Source organism: Aeromonas sp. QDB17 (genome assembly GCF_027705305.1).
GTDB lineage: Bacteria > Pseudomonadota > Gammaproteobacteria > Enterobacterales > Aeromonadaceae > Aeromonas > Aeromonas caviae.
Window position 1 is genome coordinate 106,512 of sequence record NZ_JAPDBP010000005.1, and the last position, 19,859, is coordinate 126,370.

15 protein-coding genes and 1 riboswitch are annotated in these 19,859 nt (G+C 62.4%); of the genes, 4 read left to right on the forward strand and 11 right to left on the reverse strand.

What is annotated here, in order from left to right:
* Window positions 1-208 precede the first annotated feature (208 nt).
* Window positions 209-907 carry a Vat family streptogramin A O-acetyltransferase gene (locus OKC41_RS06395; protein ID WP_234922313.1) on the forward strand — a complete coding sequence of 233 codons (699 nt, stop codon included), beginning with the start codon at window positions 209-211 and terminating at the stop codon, window positions 905-907.
* An 83-nt stretch (window positions 908-990) separates the two neighbouring features.
* Window positions 991-2,796, forward strand: a complete 1,806-nt coding sequence (locus tag OKC41_RS06400; protein WP_270671799.1) for a hypothetical protein — start codon at window positions 991-993, stop codon at window positions 2,794-2,796.
* A 697-nt stretch (window positions 2,797-3,493) separates the two neighbouring features.
* Here OKC41_RS06400 and thiH read toward each other — a convergent pair.
* The 8 genes from thiH to OKC41_RS06440 all read right to left on the reverse strand — a co-directional run bounded on the left by thiH (window position 3,494) and on the right by OKC41_RS06440 (window position 11,629).
* Entirely contained in the window at window positions 3,494-4,765 is a 1,272-nt protein-coding gene (gene thiH / locus OKC41_RS06405; protein ID WP_201894955.1) for a 2-iminoacetate synthase ThiH, read from the reverse strand.
* The gene (locus tag OKC41_RS06410; protein ID WP_201890443.1) at window positions 4,762-5,529 is read right to left on the reverse strand and encodes a thiazole synthase; all 768 of its coding nucleotides are present in this window, start codon (window positions 5,527-5,529) and stop codon (window positions 4,762-4,764) included. Before OKC41_RS06410 ends, thiH begins: the two co-directional genes overlap by 4 nt.
* Window positions 5,530-5,614: 85 nt before the next feature.
* A complete protein-coding gene (thiS, locus tag OKC41_RS06415; protein ID WP_039040452.1) occupies window positions 5,615-5,815 on the reverse strand; it encodes a sulfur carrier protein ThiS in 201 nt (66 codons plus the stop codon).
* A gap of 2 nt (window positions 5,816-5,817) precedes the next feature.
* Complete coding sequence (locus tag OKC41_RS06420) at window positions 5,818-6,597, reverse strand: HesA/MoeB/ThiF family protein (RefSeq protein ID WP_201894953.1); 780 nt, start codon at window positions 6,595-6,597, stop codon at window positions 5,818-5,820.
* Window positions 6,587-8,194 (reverse strand): thiamine phosphate synthase, encoded by a 1,608-nt coding sequence (gene thiE / locus OKC41_RS06425; protein ID WP_201894952.1) that lies wholly within the window; start codon window positions 8,192-8,194, stop codon window positions 6,587-6,589. The genes OKC41_RS06420 and thiE overlap by 11 nt, the downstream gene beginning before the upstream one ends.
* Complete coding sequence (thiC, locus tag OKC41_RS06430; protein WP_270671800.1) at window positions 8,191-10,194, reverse strand: phosphomethylpyrimidine synthase ThiC; 2,004 nt, start codon at window positions 10,192-10,194, stop codon at window positions 8,191-8,193. The genes thiE and thiC overlap by 4 nt, the downstream gene beginning before the upstream one ends.
* 263 nt (window positions 10,195-10,457) lie before the next feature.
* A riboswitch (TPP riboswitch) is annotated at window positions 10,458-10,571 on the reverse strand.
* 62 nt (window positions 10,572-10,633) lie between these two features.
* A complete protein-coding gene (locus OKC41_RS06435) occupies window positions 10,634-11,122 on the reverse strand; it encodes a hypothetical protein (protein ID WP_039040448.1) in 489 nt (162 codons plus the stop codon).
* Between the two features lie 78 nt (window positions 11,123-11,200).
* Window positions 11,201-11,629, reverse strand: coding sequence for a hypothetical protein (locus OKC41_RS06440; RefSeq protein ID WP_201894951.1), 429 nt, complete (start codon window positions 11,627-11,629; stop codon window positions 11,201-11,203).
* Window positions 11,630-11,719: 90 nt separating this feature from the next.
* Between OKC41_RS06440 and OKC41_RS06445 the strand changes: the two genes are divergently transcribed.
* Window positions 11,720-12,388 carry a response regulator transcription factor gene (locus OKC41_RS06445; RefSeq protein ID WP_010672659.1) on the forward strand — a complete coding sequence of 223 codons (669 nt, stop codon included), beginning with the start codon at window positions 11,720-11,722 and terminating at the stop codon, window positions 12,386-12,388.
* Window positions 12,385-13,641, forward strand: a complete 1,257-nt coding sequence (locus tag OKC41_RS06450) for a HAMP domain-containing sensor histidine kinase (protein ID WP_270671801.1) — start codon at window positions 12,385-12,387, stop codon at window positions 13,639-13,641. The genes OKC41_RS06445 and OKC41_RS06450 overlap by 4 nt, the downstream gene beginning before the upstream one ends.
* A gap of 154 nt (window positions 13,642-13,795) precedes the next feature.
* Here the strand turns inward: OKC41_RS06450 and rimK are convergent, their stop codons facing one another.
* From rimK to metH, 3 genes are all read right to left on the reverse strand, one after another.
* Window positions 13,796-14,692, reverse strand: a complete 897-nt coding sequence (gene rimK, locus OKC41_RS06455; protein ID WP_010672657.1) for a 30S ribosomal protein S6--L-glutamate ligase — start codon at window positions 14,690-14,692, stop codon at window positions 13,796-13,798.
* 204 nt (window positions 14,693-14,896) lie between these two features.
* Window positions 14,897-15,964 (reverse strand): Gfo/Idh/MocA family oxidoreductase, encoded by a 1,068-nt coding sequence (locus OKC41_RS06460; protein WP_270671802.1) that lies wholly within the window; start codon window positions 15,962-15,964, stop codon window positions 14,897-14,899.
* Between the two features lie 67 nt (window positions 15,965-16,031).
* A complete protein-coding gene (gene metH / locus OKC41_RS06465) occupies window positions 16,032-19,727 on the reverse strand; it encodes a methionine synthase (protein WP_270671803.1) in 3,696 nt (1,231 codons plus the stop codon).
* Between the last annotated feature and the right edge of the window lie 132 nt (window positions 19,728-19,859).

Here is a 19,859-nt window from a genome sequence, read left to right on the forward strand (position 1 = left end):
GAAGTGTGCAAGGCGCACTTCGTCCATCATCCATTTTGACGGAGCCAGACTCCGCCGCCCCTCCATGCTAGAGACAAACCCGCCCCGGGTCGATGCACACATGGGCAGGGGGCGACAGAGACTGGCGAAGCGGAGGGCACAAAAGGGTGGCAAGGCTCCACCCGATTCCGTTAGGGTAGCCAGAGCCCGGACCCCAGAGGAGCCCCCCATGCACGGACCCGATCCCGCCAACCCCCACCCCATGAACGGCTTCCCCCAGGTGTGCTTTATCAAGAACACCATCAAGGGACCCAATATCGAGGTGGGTGACTACACCTATTACGACGACCCGGAGGATGCGGCGGGCTTCGAGCGCAACGTCCTCTACCACTTCCCCTTCATCGGCGACAAGCTCATCATCGGCAAGTTCTGCGCCATCGCCCGCGGGGTCAAGTTCATCATGAACGGTGCCAACCACCAGACCTCCGGCTTCTCCACCTACCCCTTCTTTATCTTCGGCAACGGCTGGGAGAGCGCCGCCCCCGCCCCGGGCAGCCTCCCCTACAAGGGGGATACCGTCATCGGCAACGATGTCTGGATTGGCTATGAGGCCCTGCTTATGCCGGGAGTCAAAGTCGGCAACGGCGCCATCATCGCCGCCCGCTCCGTGGTCACCACGGACGTGCCCGACTACGCCGTGGTCGGCGGCAACCCCGCCAAGGTGATCCGCTACCGCTTCGACGACGACACCATCGCCCGTCTCAACGCCCTCGCCTGGTGGGACTGGCCGGTGGAGCGGATCAGCCAACACTTGAAGTTGATTAGCAGTGGGGGGATTTCAGAGTTTGAGAACTATAAGATTCTGTCAGATGAGATCGAACAGCCTAAAAGTAACGAGAAAGGGTCACACCAGCCTCTTTCCCCCTAAAGTCCTAACCAACGATAAAATGATTCATAAAATCAACAATGAAACTCGAAGTAATTGCTCAGTAAACATCTACATGGTGATATATGTACCAAGAGAATGAGAAAAAATTAGCCCGAAGTGAACTTTTTGAAACAGCAATTAATGCACTTTGCAGCCAACGTTCAAAGAGCACTTTAGCAAGCAGAGATCACATGAGAAAGGTTAGAGATACATTAATATCTCGCGAAGGAATGGATCAGCTAGTTGCAGAAAATTTAAGTGACGTGACTATTAATCGCTGGGAAGAATTTTATGATTCTATCATCCAATCTAAAAATCCACATAACTTAAAAATCGCATATCTATCTGGCCCCAACCCAGAAAACGACCTTCGGGAACTGACTAAGCACGGCGTTTTACCTGAGAATATTTGGGCATTTGAAAGTGATGCAAAGACTTATAATGATGCGGTAATATCGGCATTATCCTCAGAGTTTCCCTTCATCAAGTTAATTAAAGCAGGAATAGGAGATTTTTTCCAAGCATCCCCTCAAAAATTTGATCTTATATATCTTGATTTTTGTGGCCCATTACCGAGTAAAAACAAAAAAAACAAAACTCTGAAAACCATCTCAAACATACTTTCCTATCATTCACTAAATTCCCCAGGAGTTCTAATCACTAATGTATGTTTGCCCACTAACGAGCAGGACCCTGATACTAGGGATTTATTATCAAAGCTAGTCGCTTTATATCTCTATCCAAAGTCATTTATCGAATGTGATGAGAATGAAAATAATATTATGGAGGGAGCCATTCCCCATGGACATTCTTTTGAAGATTGGTTGAACATTGTCAAGGGTGACTTGGATAAATACTACAATGAATATATAACCAGATTACTTATTGACATGATTTTAGTGATCGCACCATATGATAACTTCCCTAACAACCATATATTATTTAAAAATCTCTTTGATATCTCAGACAAAGAAAATTTACAAGAATGTATTGATAGGCTCTTTAAGTACAATATATCAAAAGAAGAATCCCTTGAAATTGATGAAAATATCTGCTTTGGTGAAAACTTAAACTTTGACTCCACCATTGAAGATTTAGCTGCTGATAAATCAGCTTTATTGGATGATGAAGATGAAGATGAAGATGAAGATGAAGATGAAGATGAAGATGAAGATGAAGATGAAGATGAAGATGAAGATGAAGATGGGGTTTATGCGGGAGAGGTTATATGTGAACCCAACAGCCATTCCTTGCTATGGACTTTGGGAAGTCTGAGTCAAGTCATAAATAAAAAAGATAGCTTTTTTCCTAACGAAATACATAAGGATCCTAATTTTAGAACTTATTCTCAGCAATTTATAAATCAACTCAGTTCATCTGGAGACGAAAAAAATTTTGTTGACAACATTTGTAAATTATCCTTTCTTCTTTCAGAAGGTAATGGACAAGAGCCTTTTCATAGCGAATCAATGAAAAATCTTTCCGAGATTAACTGGTGGGGAAGTTATTATCAATTCTGTGATATTTTTTCATTTCATCAAGTGAAAGAAGTTTTGCTTAGACAATTGGCGGTACCTTATCACGTAAATGTAGAAGCAACTAAACGATGGCAATACATTGCAAAAGACACACCAATGTATATGGACATGATCATACTAGATGAATGTAGGTATTTATATGACTGGATGCCGACTATAGACATGATGAAAAATAGTTTAACCGACATTGAAAGACAACTTAGTTTCAGGTTTGTCCTTGACGCAATTAGTAAACATAGGAGATATCTGTCTACTGAAGTGTTTTATGGCACTGCTTGTATTGGTTCAAATACACCTGGATTTGAAAATAAGATTCTAGAGCCAAGACGTCAAATATCGTTAATCCCATAATATAACATGATAAAGCCATCCTTATTGACATCAGTGTGTCCTGTACCTTGATTAGAAGATCATCTCCTCAATTAAAGGCAGGCGCACTGTATTAGTTCCCCCTCCAATGCGTCGAGGAGAAGGGGCAAGGTCGGGATCGCCATCAGGGATGGGTGGCGCAGACGCAGCCGGCACAGGGGCTAAATCGGGAGAGGGCGAGCGCAGCTCGACCCGATTTGGCGCGAGAACAGGGATGTTCGAAGCGGACTTTGGCCGAAGCCAGGGATGACGAAGGCCAAAGTGCCGTCTGCGGCGGTCCGTCCGACCTTGTTCCTGACCCGAGGGAAACCGCGTAGCGGTCGGATTGGCGGGGGAGAAGACCTTCGGTGCATTTTTTGAAAAGAGCGGGTCTTTCCAAAGTCACTCGCCCAAGCCCGAAGGGCGGGCGAAAACCCTTCGAGGCCAGCGGCCTCGCGTCCTGCACGGCAAAGCCGTGCCACCACACAACGGCTCCTTCCGCCAACACCATGCCTTGGAACGGACGATTACGCCTGACGGCTCATCGACCCTACGATGGCAATGAAATATCGCATCAAGACCCCTCCCCAGCCCTCCCCTTTGCAGGGGAGGGAGCCAAAGCGTCGCCACCAGCAAGGTGTGTGGCCGAACACCGCCCAACCATGCCGGATGCCACCGGCAAAGGGGGGCGTGGCCGCCCCTATCGGCCCAGGAAGGGTTCCCAGTCCTTGAACACCGGCTGCAACCCTGCCTGCCGCACGGCGGCGGCCACTTCCCCTACCGGGCGGTCGTCGTGGATGGCGAACTGCTCCAGCTCCTCGACATCCCCCTCGGCATAGCCCCCCGGCTGGGTGCGCGACTCGGCCGACATCTGGGTGATGCCAAGGCGCACCGCGCCGTTACGAAAGGCGGCCGACTCGCGGGTGGAGAGGGACAAATCCAGCGTGGGCGAGAAGAGACGCCATGCGCAGATAAGCTGGGCCAGTTGGCGATCCGACATGACCACGGCAGGCTCCAGCCCGCCGGTGCAGGGGCGCAGGCGCGGGAAGGAGAGCGAGTAGCGGCTCTGCCAGTGGTGGCGCTCAAGCCAGGCGAGGTGCTCGGCGACAAAGTAGCTGTCAGCGCGCCAGTCCGAGGAGAGACCGATGAGCGCCCCCAGCCCGATCTTGTCGATACCGGCACGGCCGAGCCGATCCGGCGTGGCGAGGCGCCATGCGATGTCCCGCTTGTTGCCGCGCAGGTGATGGCGGGCGTAGGTGGGGGCGTGGTAGGTCTCCTGATAGACCATGACCGAATCGAGGCCGAGGGTTTTCAGCTCGGCGTATTCGGCTTGCGAGAGGGGCTGCACCTCCATCCCCACCGTGCTGAAGTGGCGGCGGATGATGGGCATCACCTGCCGAAAATAGGCGAGCCCCACCTTGTGCTCGTGCTCACCGGTCACCAGCAGCACGCTGTCAAAACCGCGCGCCTTGATGGCCAGACACTCGCGCTCAATCTCCTCGCTATTCAAGGTCTTGCGCTTGAGGCGGTTGCTCATGGAGAAGCCGCAGTAGGTGCAGTCGTTGGCGCACAGGTTCGACAGATAGAGGGGCACATAGAAGCCGATGGTGTTGCCAAAACGCTGGCGAGTGAGCCGCTCGGCCTCGGCCGCCATCTGCGGCAGATACGCCTCGGCGGCCGGGGAGATCAGCGCCATAAAATCGGCCAGGGTGCGGCGGGAGGTAGTCAGCGCCCGCTCTACATCGGCGGCGGTCTTGGCGCGGATCTGCATGCCGATATCGTCCCACTCCAGCTCCTGCCATCTATCGAGAAAACTCTCCGACTTTCTCTCAACCCCCTCCCGGCCTCCCCCTTCACAAGGGGGAGGTGTTAATCCGCCCCCCCGATCTCCTACTTCACAAGAGGGCGAAGTCGACACTCCCTCCCCTGGCAAGGGGAGGGTCGGGGTGGGGTCATTGGCATGCTGACTCATAACGCCCCCAGAAAATCGGTGAGCGGGCTGGAGGCTTGCGCCTGCAGGGCGCGGGCGCCGAGGCCCGCCTCATAGGCGCTGCGCCCGGCAGTGCAGGCCAGCGCAAAGGCGCGGCCCATGGCGACCGGGTCGCCGCTCACCGCGATGGCGGTGTTGACCAGCACGGCATCGGCCCCCAGCTCAAAGGCGGCGGCCGCATGGCTCGGCGCCCCTATGCCCGCATCCACCACCACGGGCACATTGGCCTGCTCGACGATGATGGAGAGAAACTCCCGGGTCACCAGCCCCTGATTGGAACCGATGGGCGCACCCAGCGGCATCACGGCGGCGCAACCCACCTCTTCGAGCCGCTTGCACAGCACGGGGTCGGCACCGCAGTAGGGCAGCACCACAAAGCCCTCTTTCACCAGCTGCTCTGCGGCTTTGAGCGTCTCGATGGGGTCTGGCAGCAGGTAGCGCGGGTCGGGGTGGATCTCGAGCTTGAGCCAGTTCGTTCCCAGCGCCTCGCGGGCCAGGTGGGCGGCAAACACCGCCTCGGCGGCGGTCTTGGCCCCCGAGGTGTTGGGCAGCAGCTTGATCCCGAGTTGCCGAAGGGGCGTGAGGATATCGTCGTGGGCCTTGCCCGGTTCGAGCCGCTTGATGGCCATGGTGACCAGCTGGGAGCCACTCGCCTCGATGGCGGCGGCCATCAGTTCCGGGCGGGCAAACTTGCCGGTGCCGGTGAAGAGGCGCGAAGAGAAGGTGTGATCGGCAATCTTGAGCATGTCAGCCTCCGGCCACTGCGATAAGAAGAGATGAGGCCCCGCCGCAAGGCAGGGCGCGCGAAGATGGGACTGCGAGCATCATGGGTCAGCCTCCCGCAATGGCGGTGAAGAGGTGAAGTTCATCCCCGTCATTGAGACGGGTCTCGGCCCAGCGGCCACGGGGCAGCACGGCGCCGTTAAGGGCCACCGCTACCCCCTGAGGGGGAATCTCCTGCACCGCCAGCAGCTCAGTCAGGCGCTGGCCGGTGGGCAGCGTCAGCTCGATATCGTTCAATCGGATCTTCATGGTTAATTCTCCTGAGCCGGGTGGGTGCTGCCGCAAACCGGACAATCGGGATCGGGGGCCAGCGTGAGGGTCTGCCACTGATGCGTCAACGCATCGAACCGGCGCAATGTGCCCGCCACCGGGCTCGGCATCCCGAGCAGCAGTTTCAGTGCCTCCAGCGCCTGCAAAGAGCCCATCACCCCGACCAGCGGGCCGGTGACGCCGCTGGTCTCGCAGCTTTCCCTGATCTCGGTATCCAGCGGATAGAGGCAGGCGTAGCAGGCGTGATCGCTGCTGGTGCGCACCATCAGCTGCCCCTGCCAGCCCACTGCTGCGGCACAGACCCAGGGCTTGCCCTGGGCCACGCAGGCGGCGTTGATGGCCTGGCGGGTGGCGAGGTTGTCGCAGCAGTCGATCACCAGATCCACCTCGGCCACAAACTCCGGCAGGCTGGCGGCATCGAGTCGCTGATTGATGGCAATCAGCTCCACCAGCGGGTTGTGGGCGGCCAAGCGCTCGCGGGCCAGCTCCGCCTTGGAGTGGTTGACCGCCTCGCTATCGAACAGGATCTGGCGCGGCAGGTTGCTGGAATCCACCGTGTCGCCATCGGCCAGCCACAAGGTGCCCACCCCGGCCCCCGCCAGATAGAGGGCCAGCGGCGAGCCGAGCCCGCCGAGGCCCACGATCAGCACGGACTTATCTTTCAGCCGCGCCTGACCGGCTTCCCCCACTTCCGCCAGCATCAGCTGGCGGCCGTATCTCAGATACTCTTTGTCACTAAGAGAAGCCGCATCAGAGCGCATGTTCTGCCTCCCGTATAACAGTGGCCGAGCGCGGTTCATCCCCCGCCCCCACGGCAGCGAGCAGCCGCTCGGTCGCCCCCTGCCAGTCATCGCTCGCCGTGATGGCCGAGACCAGCGCAATGCTGCCGACCCCGCTTGCCTTGACCGCCGCCACCCGCTCCTCGCTGATGCCACCGATGGCCACCGTGGGCCACTGCGCCATCAGGGCGCGGTAGTGGTGCAGCCGCGCCAGCCCCTGGGGGCGCGAAGGCATCGCCTTGGTGTTGGTCGGGAAGATATGGCCCAGCGCGATATAGGAGGGGGCAAGCTCGCGGGCCCGCATCAGCTCGAAGTAGCCGTGGGTGGAGATGCCAAGGCGCAGCCCCGCCGCCTCAATGGCGGCGAGATCGGCGGTCTCCATATCCTCCTGCCCCAGATGTACGCCCCAGGCGCCCGCCTCGATGGCCTGCTGCCAGTAGTCGTTGATAAAGAGCCGCGCCCCATGGCGGCGACCGAGCGCTACCGCATCACGAATGGCCGGCGCCACCTCTGTGGCGGGCAGATTCTTGATCCGCAGCTGGATGGTCTTGACCCCGGCCCCCAGCAGGCGTTTGAGCCACTTGACCGAGTCCACCACCGGATAGAGACCGAGGTTGTGTTCGGTCGGCGCAAAGGGGCCCTGCGGCAGACGGGCGCTGCTCGCTTCATACAATCCAAAGCGGCGATCGAGCGGTGAGCCCGCCAGCACGGCACGGGGGAAGTGGGCAAGATCGGCAGGCCAGCCGAGATGGGCGATGGGCCCCGGGCCTGCCCCCACCCCCTGCGCCGCCGCCAAGCCCTGTTGCAGGTAGGCGCGCGCCAGGGTGATGGCGTCCTCCACCGGATAGTCCTGCGCCACCACGGCGGCGATGGCGCTGGCGTAAGCGCAACCGGTGCCGTGACCGTGGCGGGTATCGAGGCGCGGCGCGGCGAGCCAGAATTCGCGGGTCTCATCCTGGTAGTAGTCGAGGCAGAGATCCCCGCCCCATTCAAGGTGGCCCCCCTTGACCAGCACGGCGCGAGCGCCGAGTTCGCGCAGCCGCCGGGCGGCGAGGCGCACCAGCTCGGGACTGGTGGCGGGCAGGCCGGTCAGGGCTTCCAGCTCGGGACCGTTGGGGGTGATGAGCGACAGACGTGGCAGCAGGTGCTCGCGCACCGCCACCAGCATGCCGGGCTCCGCCATGGGGGTGCCGGTGCTGGCGATGGCCACCGGGTCGTAGACCACGAAGGGAGCCTCGACGGTCGACAACCTGCGTGCCAGCACCTCCACGTGCAGCCGGGTCGGCAGCAGGCCTATCTTGATGGCAGCGGGTGGCAGATCCAGCCCCAGGGCATCGATCTGGGCGGCGAAGGTCTGCATCAGCACGGGGTCGACCATCTTCACCGCCACCGAGTTCTGGGCCGTGATGGCGGAGATGACGGAGCAGCCGTGCACGCCGAGGTCATGCATCGTGTGCAAGTCGGCCTGAATGCCGGCCCCGCCGCCGGAGTCGGACCCGGCGATGGTCCAGACCACGGGGCGGGCCTGCGTCACGGCGGACAGGTCGGCGGGGCTGACAGCCCCGCGCTCGCTGCTCACGCCTCCTCCCCTGCGGCCTGCTTCAGGGTCGCCGCCTGATGGTAGATCTCGCCGCCGGTCTCCTTGAAGGTTTCTGCCATGCGGGCCATGCCGCTCTCCACCTCGGCCACCACCCGCTCCTGCTGACCGTCCATGCCGACCAGCTTTATCTCTACGGCTTCCAGCTTGGCGGCATAGTCGCGCACGTCCTGGGTGATCTTCATGGAGCAGAACTTGGGCCCGCACATGGAGCAGAAGTGGGCCACCTTGCCGGACTCCTGGGGCAGGGTCTCGTCGTGGTAGGCGCGGGCGGTGTCGGGATCCAGGGCCAGGTTGAACTGATCCTCCCAGCGGAACTCGAAGCGCGCCTTGGACATGGCGTTGTCGCGGATCTGGGCGCCCGGGTGACCCTTGGCCAGATCCGCTGCGTGGGCGGCGATCTTGTAGGTAATGAGCCCCTGCTTCACATCCTCCTTGTTGGGCAGGCCCAGGTGTTCCTTGGGGGTCACGTAGCAGAGCATGGCGCAGCCGTACCAGCCGATGAGCGCGGCGCCGATGCCGGAGGTGAAGTGATCGTACCCCGGGGCAATGTCGGTGGTGAGCGGGCCCAGGGTATAGAAGGGCGCCTCGTGGCAGTGCTCCAGCTGCTCGGTCATGTTGCGCTCGATCATGTGCATGGGTACGTGGCCGGGGCCCTCGATCATCACCTGCACGTCGTATTCCCAGGCAATTTTGGTGAGCTCGCCCAGGGTGCGCAGCTCGGCGAACTGGGCCTCGTCGTTGGCGTCATAGACGGAGCCCGGACGCAGACCGTCCCCCAGCGACAGACTGACGTCGTAGGCGGCGCAGATCTCGCAGATCTCGCGGAAGTGTTCGTAGAGGAAGTTCTCCTTGTGATGCGACAGGCACCACTTGGCCATGATGCTGCCACCACGGGAGACGATGCCGGTGAGGCGCTTGGCAGTCATCGGCACGAAGCGCAGCAAGACGCCGGCGTGGATGGTGAAGTAGTCCACCCCCTGCTCGGCCTGCTCCAGCAGGGTGTCGCGGAACAGCTCCCAGGTGAGGTCTTCGGCGATGCCGTTGGTCTTCTCCAGCGCCTGATAGATGGGCACGGTGCCGATGGGCACCGGGCTGTTGCGCAGGATCCACTCGCGGGTCTCGTGGATATAGCGGCCGGTGGAGAGATCCATCACGGTATCGGCGCCCCAGCGGGTGGACCACACCAGCTTCTCCACTTCCTCTTCGATGCTGGAAGTGACCGCCGAGTTGCCGATGTTGGCGTTGATCTTCACCAGGAAGTTGCGGCCGATGATCATGGGCTCCGCTTCCGGGTGGTTGATGTTGCTGGGGATGATGGCGCGACCGGCGGCCACCTCATCGCGCACGAACTCGGGGGTGATGTTCTGGGGCAGTCTGGCGCCAAAGCCCTGACCCGGGTGCTGGGTGCGCAGGAGCTCGGAGCGCACCCGCTCGCGGCCCATGTTCTCGCGCAGGGCGATAAATTCCATCTCGGGGGTGACGATGCCTTGGCGGGCATAGTGCAGCTGGGTGACCCGGCGGCCCGGCTTGGCACGGCGGGCCTTATGTTGCGAAGAGTGCAGATGTTCGAAGCGCAGGTGATCCAGCCCCTCGTCCGCCAGGCGCTCCTGAGTGAAGGTGGAGCTCAGCCCGTCCAGCGCGTCGGTGTCATCGCGCTCCAGCACCCAATTCTCCCGCAGGCGCGGCAGACCGCGGCGCACGTCGATGGGGGCGGCCTCTTCCCCATAGGGGCCCGAGGTATCGTAAACCGGCACCGGCTCGTTGGGCTCGAACTGGGGAGCGTCCTTGGTGCCGCCGACGAAGGTGTCGGCCAACTGGATCTCCCGCAGGGGCACCCGGATGTCAGGGCGAGAACCCTGGATAAAGATGCGGCGGGAGTTAGGGTGCGCCATCCCCTTGAGGTTGTCGATAAAGGTCTGGGCGCTGGAGCGCTGCTCGCGGCGGCTGGATTTGGTGGTATCAGAAACATTGGTAGACATAGCAAAACTCACATTAACTGGTTGAAGTTATGGGTGTTTGCTTGTCTGGAGTTCGAGGAGAAGATGAACTTGCGGCGGGGTGTGCTCGGGGGAGTGAGCCGGGCATGGATCTTCCCTGCTCTGCCGTCCCGGTGTTTCCCTAGTCTGGAAACCCGGCGCCCTAAGGACAACCGGACGGGACAACCTCCCCCTGTGCGCCTGTGCCAGCCAGAGGCGGTCTGCCTCCAGCTGGCGGGAAGGTGTGCCTTCCCCGGCGCGGTAACCCGCAAGTTACCCTTGTTTCCCTTCGCAGGTCTTAACCTGATCAGGTTCCACGGATCCCGAATTAACGGTCTCAGCTTAGCGTCGTTCGACGGTCAGCACTCCGACAAGATGTGCGCCAGTATAAGTGGGGAAATTTAAAGTACAAGCCATTAACAAGGGGAAAGGGAGAGAGGTCTCACTCTTCGGCGTCGAGGGGATCCTCGGGGTCAGGAATGAGGATGTCGGTGAGGCGGCCCTCTTCATCCCGGCTCAGCACCAGGCGGCGACCCGGTTGCAGATCGGCGGCGCTGCCGTTGATCCAGCGAGTGTCAGCATCAAACACCAGCACGCCGAGATCCTGTAGCAGCAATGCCTGCTGATTATGGGTGAGCAGTCGATCCTCCGCCCGCCGCCAGCTGGCCCCGAGCGCCGGATCCGGCGCCCCGTCGAGCACCCGGATCGTCTCGGCGACGCCGTAGCGGCTCTGGATCGCGAGGTGCATGCCGGGCACGAGCCCGTCCGGCTGCGCCACGCCGTGCAGTTCGGCACTGCCGAGCTCCAGCTCAGCCCCCTGGAATTGCAGGCGCACCCCGTCGTTGTGCTCCAGCTCCACCAGCCAGAGCTCGGCGTCGTCGGCAAGGGTGCAGAAGGGCAACAGCAGCAGGCAGAGTGCGGTTCGGGTCATGGCAGGCGGTCCGGGGTCACGGGGTGAGGTTTAACTATGGCCCCGGACGAGCAATTTTTCCCGGTCCGCCCTGACCGGTCAGTCATCCTCCCGGCACTGGCTCAGGCGCATGCCGTCAAACTTGCACTCCAGCTCCAGCCAGCGTCCCTCAAATGGGGAGAGGCTCCCATCCGAGGTGACATAACCCCAGATCCGTCCCCCTTCCACCGGCCCTTCCAGTTCCATCTCGTCCTCCTCTTCCAGCGCCTCCACCTCGCGAACGAGCCGCCGCGCCCCTGCCGCCGTCTCCTGCACGACCCCTTCCAGATCGACCCAGGTCCCGCCGAGATCGTCCTCATCCAGGCCATCCTTGAAGCGGGTGCGCTCATCGATCACGAAGGGAATGCCGTTGACCATCAACTGGCCAAGCTGCCAGGTGGTGCGGCCCGTGAGCTTGAACTCGGCCGCCTGCACCAGACCAAAAGGCAATAGAGTCAATAACCAGAAGGCGCGGAGAGACTTCTTCATCGGGGATCCTCGGGGTTACACTGGCACACAGGATGACCCATCCGGTGTGAAATGGCCGTGAAATAGCGGCACAGACCAGGAGATCAGAGCATGAAAATACTGGTGGTGGAAGACAGTCCCCAGGTGGCGGAGACCATCATGGACTATCTGGCGCTGGCCGGGCACAGGGTGGACTGCGCCTATCACGGCCAGGCCGCCCTGCAACTGCTGGCCCAGGAGCGCTTCGACGTCATCATCATGGACGTCATGATGCCGCGCCTAGACGGCCTGCGTACCGTGGAGCGGCTGCGTGCGGACGGCATCGCGACCCCGGTGCTCTTTCTCACCGCCCGTGACAGCCTGGAGGACAAGCTGGCAGGCTTTCGGGCGGGGGGCGACGACTATCTGGTCAAGCCGTTCGCCATGGAGGAGCTGGAGGTGCGCCTGGAGGCCCTCAGCCTGCGTGGCCCCAGAGGGGACATGGGCGTGCTCTGCTTTGGCGATCTGACGGTGGATCCCGCCAGCGGCCGCGCCACCCGCGCCGGGGTGGAGCTCAAGCTCGGCAAGATCCCGTTCCAGATCCTCACCCTGCTGGTGAAGCGCGCGCCCCAGCTGGTGACGCGCCAGGAGGTGCTCGACACCGTCTGGGGCGACGAGGAGCCCGACTCCGACGCCCTGCGCAGCCACATCTATGCCCTGCGCAGCGCCCTCGACAAGCCCTTCCCCACCCCCATGCTGGAGACCCTGCACGGCCAGGGCTACCGGCTGGTGACCCCATGACGAACCCGACGCAGCCCCTTGCCTCCGGTCTGCCGAGCCTGCGCCGGCGCCTGGTGCTGGCGCTGGGGGGGGCCGGTCTGCTGCTGCTGGTGATCCTGAGCCTGCTGATGGTGGTGGCCGAGAACAAGATGGAGGAGCTGAGCCTGCGCCACTGGCTGGAGGCGGAGGCAACCCGCTATGACGACGACTGGTTGCGCCTCGGAATGGCGGCCCCCGCCCCCAGCCCGCGTCAGTTCTCCAGCTACTGGACCGAGGCGGGCCGCCTGCCCGCCTGGCTCAAGGCCTACCAGAACCCAGGCTTCTTCGAGCATCAGCTGGGCCGGGAGGACAAGCACTTCCTGGTACGCGCCCACCCCTCGGGTCAGGGGCTGCTCTATCTGGTGTTCAACGACGATGCGGACGACTACCTGGACCCTTACGAAGCCAAGCTGCATCTGGTGACCCGCCTCATCGGCCTGGCCCTGCTGCTGGGGAGCCTCGCCTTCGGCATCTGGCTGGTGCGTCACATCACCAGGCCGCTGGAGCGGCTGCGCCAGCGGGTCGCCCACCTCACCCCGGATCAGGGGGACTTCGTGCCCGATGCCCCCTGGCAGGAGCTGCGAGAGATAGAGCAGGCGCTGCTGGCGGGCAAGCACGAGGTAGCCGCCGTGTTTGCCCGTGAACAGGAGTTCAGCCGCTTTGCCAGCCACGAGCTGCGCACCCCCAACATGGTGATCCAGGGATCCGCGGCCCTGCTCGGCAAGGTGAATGACCTGCCCGCCCCGGCAGCCCGCGCCGTCAGCCGCATCCGCGCCGCCGCCGACGAGATGGCCCTGCTCACCGAAACCTTCCTGCTGCTGGGACGCAAGGAGGCCGTGGAGCGCCCGCCCCAGCAGGTGGCGCCGCTCATTCGCCGGGAGCTGACCCGCCTCGCTCCCCTGCTGCAACGGGAGACGCTGGACATTCGCCTGCAACTGGACGAGGAGAGCGAGGTGCAGGCCCCCCTCTCCCTGCTCGCCATCGCCCTCGGCAACCTCTTGAAAAACGCCCTGAGCTACGCCGAGGGGCACATCGAGATCACCCTGCACGAGCAGGTGCTCACCATCAGCAACCCCACCGCCGCCGCGCCGGATCAGATCCTCGGCTACGGCTGCGGTCTCACCATCATCCAGCGCATCTGCGAGAAGCTGGGCTGGCAGATTGAGACCCACCTGGTGGATGGGGTCTTCAGCGCCCGGCTGGTGATGATCCCCGGCGCCCCCGGGGCGGTATAACCCCCTCATCCCCGGCCCTTCTCCCCGGCTGTTCAACACAGCGGGAGAAGGGAGACACTTCCCGGCAAGCCCGCTGCCTTCCAGCCCACCCGCCAGATAGCAACAAGGCGCCCGAGGGCGCCCTGTGTTTACCTGTCTGACACTCGTTTGGGGCTCATTCCGCCGGCTTGTGCTTGCGGCTCGCCTTGAGCTCGAGGAACTCGATGATCTTGCCCGCCACGTCCTTGCCGGAGGCGGCCTCCACCCCCTGCAGACCGGGGGAGGAATTCACCTCCAGCACCAGCGGGCCGCGGGCGCTACGCAGAATATCCACCCCGGCCACGTCCAGCCCCATGATCTTGGCGGCCTGCACGGCGGTGGCACGCTCTTCCGGCGTGATCTTGATGGCTTCGGCGGTGCCGCCCCGGTGCAGGTTGGAGCGAAACTCCCCCGGCTGGGCCTGGCGGCGCATGGCGGCCACCACCTTGCCGTTGACCACCAGGCAGCGGATATCGGCGCCGTTAGCCTCGCGGATGTACTCCTGCACCAGGATGTTGTTGTTGGTCTGGATAAAGGCCTCGATGACGCTCTCCGCGGCCTTCTGGGTTTCGCACAGCACCACGCCAATCCCCTGGGTGCCCTCCAGCAGTTTCACCACCAGGGGGGCGCCCCCCACCATGGTGATGAGATCCGGTACGTCGTGGGTGCTGTGGGCATAGCCGGTCACCGGCAGGCCGATGCCGTGACGGGAGAGCAGCTGCATGGCGCGCAGCTTGTCCCGGGAGCGGGAGATGGCCACCGAGCTGTTGAGAGCCATGGTGCTCATCATCTCGAACTGGCGCAGCACGGCGGTGCCATAGAAGGTGATGCTGGCACCGATGCGCGGGATCACGGCGTCATAGCTCTCCAGCTCCCGTCCTTCGTAATGGATGGAGGGGCTGTGGGAGGCGATGTTCATGTAGCAGCGCAGGGTGTCGAGCACCTCGACCTGATGCCCACGGGCCCGGGCCACCTCGACCAGACGGCGGGTGGAGTAGTTGTTGGGCTCACGGGATAAAATGGCAATATTCATGGAAATGGCAGACCTGATAATCGGACTGGAGAGTATAAGGTGCCATGAACGACTGGCAACGCCAATCCTTTCCCCTCACCATGCGCGGTTCTGCAAGAACAGGCAAAAACCGAGAGTGCCGCACTCAAGAACGGACCAAAGCCAGGGACCGTTCTGCAAGACGGCGCCAGCCACCAGCCCTCATGCCCGATGACGCCAACGACGTCAATGGGGGCCGCGCAGCCCTTGTTGCAACTCAAGCAGCAGGGCGACCTCCTGCAAACGGCGCGCCGTGGTGCCGGCCCAGCCTCCCAAAGGCACGGGGGCCAGCAGGGTCTGGGCGATGCAGTGGCGATAGAGGGGCCCCTCATGTTGCCAGCCCCGCATCCCGTCGACGTCGTGATGGTGCAGCCACTCCAGGTTGCCGCGGCGAAGCAGCTCGATGCGCCGCCCGTCTTTGAAGTGCAGGCAAAGCCCCTTCTTCTCCACCCCGGGACCGGCATACTTGTCGAGCCAGAGGGTCAGGGGCACCCCTGCCGCCTCGCCGCGCAGGCAGGCCCGCCCCTCGGCGGTCTCCAGATCCCCGCGCCGGATGGGCTGCCCCAGCCGGTCGCAGACGCCCTCCGCGATCAGGTGCAGGCGGTCGTCCCCACCCAGGGCCACCAGCAGTTCCCGGATCATCGCCAGCAGATGGGTACCAATGTCGAGGATCACCCCGTCTGGATGGCGCAGGACCCGCCGATCCGGCTCCCCGGTGGCGAAGTTGAGGGCATAGGGCTCCCCCGCCTCGTCCAGGCCGCAGGGTTCCAGCAAAAAGCCCTCCACCGCGCTGATATCGGCAAGGGTGGCCAGCCCGCCCCCGGCGCCGTCAGATTCCCGAGGCTGCCAACCTTCATCCAGTTTGCCGCTCAGCAGCAACTGCTGGACGGCATTGCGGGCCATCCAGTGATCCAGCGCCAGCACCCTGGCTGCGACCTCGGGGTCCGCCAGCAGGGCGCGCAGGCGATCGTGCTGGGCCAGGGTGGCCACCACGGGTTTCTCCACCAGGATGAGGGGAATGGCGCTGGCCAGTGCCTGTTCCAGCACGGGCAGATGCAGCAGGGAAGGGGTGGCGATCACCAGCCGATCCAGGGGTTCGGCCAGCAGGGCTTCCAGGGTCGGGGCGGACATGACGCCGGGCAGGGTGATGGCGGGATCAAAACCCCATATCTCGGTATTTTCCGCCAGTGCGGCAAGTGCAGGCAGATAGGCTGTCTGCACCACGGCCCCCAGACCGACAAATCCAATCTTCATGGCAACCTCGATATGGCGTGCGTACCCGGCGCCTGCCCCGCACCGCGTGAAGCGGGGCAGACGGGGATCAATGCAGGTTGGGTCCCAGCCAGCGTTCGGCCTCTGCCAGGGTCATCCCCTTGCGCTGGGCGTAGTCTTCCACCTGATCCTGCTGGATCTGGGCCACGGCGAAGTATTTGCTCTCGGGGTGGGAGAAGTACCAGCCGGATACCGCCGCCCCCGGCCACATGGCGTAGGACTCGGTAAGCTGCATGCCGATGGCCTGCTCCACGTCCAGCAGCTCCCAGATGCTCCCCTTCTCGGTGTGCTCCGGGCAGGCCGGGTAGCCCGGCGCCGGACGTATCCCCTGGTAATTTTCGCGAATCAGTTCCTCGTTGCTGAGCGCCTCGTCCGGGGCATAGCCCCAGTGCACTTTGCGCACCTGCTCGTGGAGGTATTCGGCAAAGGCCTCGGCGAGGCGATCGCACACCGCCTGGATGAGGATGGCGTTGTAGTCGTCGTGGTCCGCCTTGTAGGCCTTGGCGATGGCCTCCTCGCCGATGCCGCCGGTCACCGCGAAGGCGCCGATCCAGTCGGGCTTGCCGCTCTCTTTCGGCGCCACATAGTCCGCCAGACAGTAGTTGGGGAAGCCCTGCTTCTCGCTCTGCTGGCGTAGGTGGTGCAGCACCTTGCGCACCTGGGTGCGGGTCTCGTCGGTGTAAACCTCGATGCTGTCCCCCACGGCGTTGGCGGGGAACAGGCCTATGATACCGGCGCAACGCACGCTCTGATCCTTCTCCAGCTGATCCAGCATGGCGTTGGCGTCGGCGTAGAGGCGCGTCGCCTCCTCCCCCACGACTTCATCCTCCAGAATGCGGGGGAACTTGCCCGCCAGCTCCCAGCTCAGGAAAAACGGCGTCCAGTCGATATAGGGGCGCAGCACAGAGATGGGCACGTTTTCGAAGGTCTGCACGCCGGGCTCCCGGGGCGCCGGGGGCTCATAGCCCACCCAGTCCAGCTGATGGCGGTTGGCCCGGGCATGGGCCAGGGAAACCGGCTTGGAGCGCGGCTGCTTGCGGGCGTGCTGATCCCGGGCAATCTCGTACTCCTTGTCGATGCGGGCCACGAAGGCGGGCTTGAGCTCCGGGCTCAGCAGGCTCTGGGCCACCCCCACGGCGCGGGAGGCGTTGGAGACATAGACAACGGGCTCGGAGTAGTTCTGCTCTATCTTCACCGCGGTGTGGGCCTTGGAAGTGGTGGCACCGCCGATGAGCAGCGGCAGCTTGAACCCCTGACGCTCCATCTCTTTTGCTACGTGCACCATCTCGTCCAGGGACGGAGTGATGAGGCCCGACAGGCCGATGATGTCGGCGTTCACTTCCCGGGCCGTCTTGAGGATGGTCTCGCAGGAGACCATGACCCCGAGATCCACGATCTCGAAGTTGTTGCACTGGAGCACCACCCCGACGATGTTCTTGCCGATGTCGTGCACGTCGCCCTTGACGGTGGCCAGCACGATTTTGCCGTTGCTGGAGCCGCCGGACTTCTCCGCCTCGATGTAGGGTTGCAGGTAGGCCACCGCCCGCTTCATCACCCGGGCCGACTTCACCACCTGGGGCAGGAACATCTTGCCGGCGCCGAACAGATCGCCCACCACGTTCATGCCATCCATCAGCGGCCCCTCGATGACGTGCAGCGGCTTCTCGGCCTGGGCGCGCGCCTCCTCGGTGTCCTCCTCGATAAAGTCGGTGATCCCCTTGACCAGGGCGTGTTCGAGCCGCTTGCCCACCGGCCAGCTGCGCCACTCCTGATCCCGCGGATCCTCCGCCTGGGCACCCGCGCCGCGATACTTCTCGGCGATGGCCAGCAGCGCCTCGGTGGCGTTGTCGTTGAGGTTCAGCACTACCGCCTCGACCTTCTCTTTCAGATCGCTCGGGATGTCTTCGTAGATGGCAAGCTGGCCCGCGTTGACGATCCCCATGTCCATGCCGTTCCTGATGGCGTGGTAGAGGAAGACAGCGTGGATGGCTTCGCGCACCGGCTCGTTGCCACGGAAGGAGAAGGAGACGTTGGAGACGCCGCCGGAGATCATGGCGTGGGGCAGGTGCGTTTTGATGTCCTTCACCGCTTCGATGAAGTCCACCGCGTAGTTGTTGTGCTCGTCGATGCCGGTCGCCACCGCGAAGATGTTGGGGTCGAAGATGATGTCTTCCGGCGGGAAGCCGACGCGGTCCACCAGAATGCGGTAGGCGCGCTGGCAGATCTCGAACTTGCGGGCCCGGGTATCGGCCTGGCCCACCTCGTCAAACGCCATGACGATGACGGCGGCGCCGTAGCGGCGCAGCAGTTTCGCCTGCTCGATGAATTTGTCCTCCCCCTCCTTCATGGAGATGGAGTTGACCACCGGCTTGCCCTGCACGCACTTGAGGCCCGCCTCCAGCACCTCCCACTTGGAGGAGTCGATCATCACCGGCACCCGGGCGATGTCCGGTTCCCCGGCGATGAGGTTCAGGAAGCGCACCATGGCCGCCTCGGCATCCAGCATCCCCTCATCCATGTTGATGTCGATGATCTGGGCGCCGTTTTCCACCTGCTGCTTGGCCACATCCAGGGCCTCGTCGTAGAGCCCCTCTTTTATCAAGCGCTTGAACTTGGCCGAGCCGGTGACGTTGGTCCGCTCACCCACGTTCACGAACATGGAGTCCGCCGTGATGATGAGAGGCTCCAGGCCCGACAACCGGCAGGCTACCGGCAGATCCGGCAGGGCGCGGGGCTTGATGCCCGCCACGGCGTCCGCCATGGCGCGGATGTGGGTCGGGGTGGTGCCGCAGCAGCCGCCCACCAGGTTGAGGAAGCCGCTTTGGGCCCACTCGCGGATATGCTCCGCCATCTCGACCGCGTCCAGATCGTACTCGCCAAACGCATTGGGTAGACCGGCATTGGGGTGGGCGCTGACATGGGTCTCGCTGATGCGGGAGAGCTCCTCCACGTACTGGCGCAGCTCGTCCGGCCCCAGCGCACAGTTGAGGCCGAAGGAGACCGGTTTGACGTGGCGAAGGGAGTGATAGAAGGCCTCGGTGGTCTGGCCCGAGAGGGTACGACCGGAGGCGTCCGTGATGGTGCCGGAGATCATCACCGGCAGGCTGTAACCCAGCTCCTCGAACACCAGGTCCACCGCGAAGGCGGCCGCCTTGGCGTTGAGGGTGTCGAAGATGGTCTCGATCAGGATGATGTCGGCACCGCCCTCGATCAGGGCGTGGGTCGATTCGGTGTAGGCGGCCACCAGCTCGTCATAGGTGACGTTGCGCTTGCCCGGATCGTTCACGTCTGGCGAGATGGAGGCGGTACGGTTGGTGGGGCCCAGTACCCCTGCCACAAAGCGCGGTTTCGTCGGGTCCTTGGCGGTCCACTCGTCCGCCACGGCGCGTGCCAGGCGGGCCGCCTCCCGGTTTATCTCGGCCGAGAGCGCTTCCATCTCGTAGTCCGCCATGGCGATGCGGGTGGCGTTGAAGGTGTTGGTCTCGAGGATGTCGGCCCCGGCGGCACAATACTGGTCGTGGATCTCGCGAATGACGGCGGGACGGCTCAACACCAGCAGGTCGTTGTTGCCCTTGATGTCGGTATGCCAGTCGGCAAACCGCTCCCCCCGATAGTCCGCCTCACCGAGTTTGTAACCCTGGATCATGGTGCCCATGGCCCCGTCGATGATCAGGATCCGCTCCTTGAGACAGGCTTCCAGCCTGGTTGTGACATCCGCTTTCTTGTTCGACTCTCTGCTCGACACCGCTCGTACCCCTTACATCCATGCAACTGCGTGATGCCCATCCTAGCAGCAATCAAATTAAATGGAAATCTAGCCGTCTATCTGTCCATGACAGCGATTAAATATAACCATAAATAGGTAATGAGCATGATC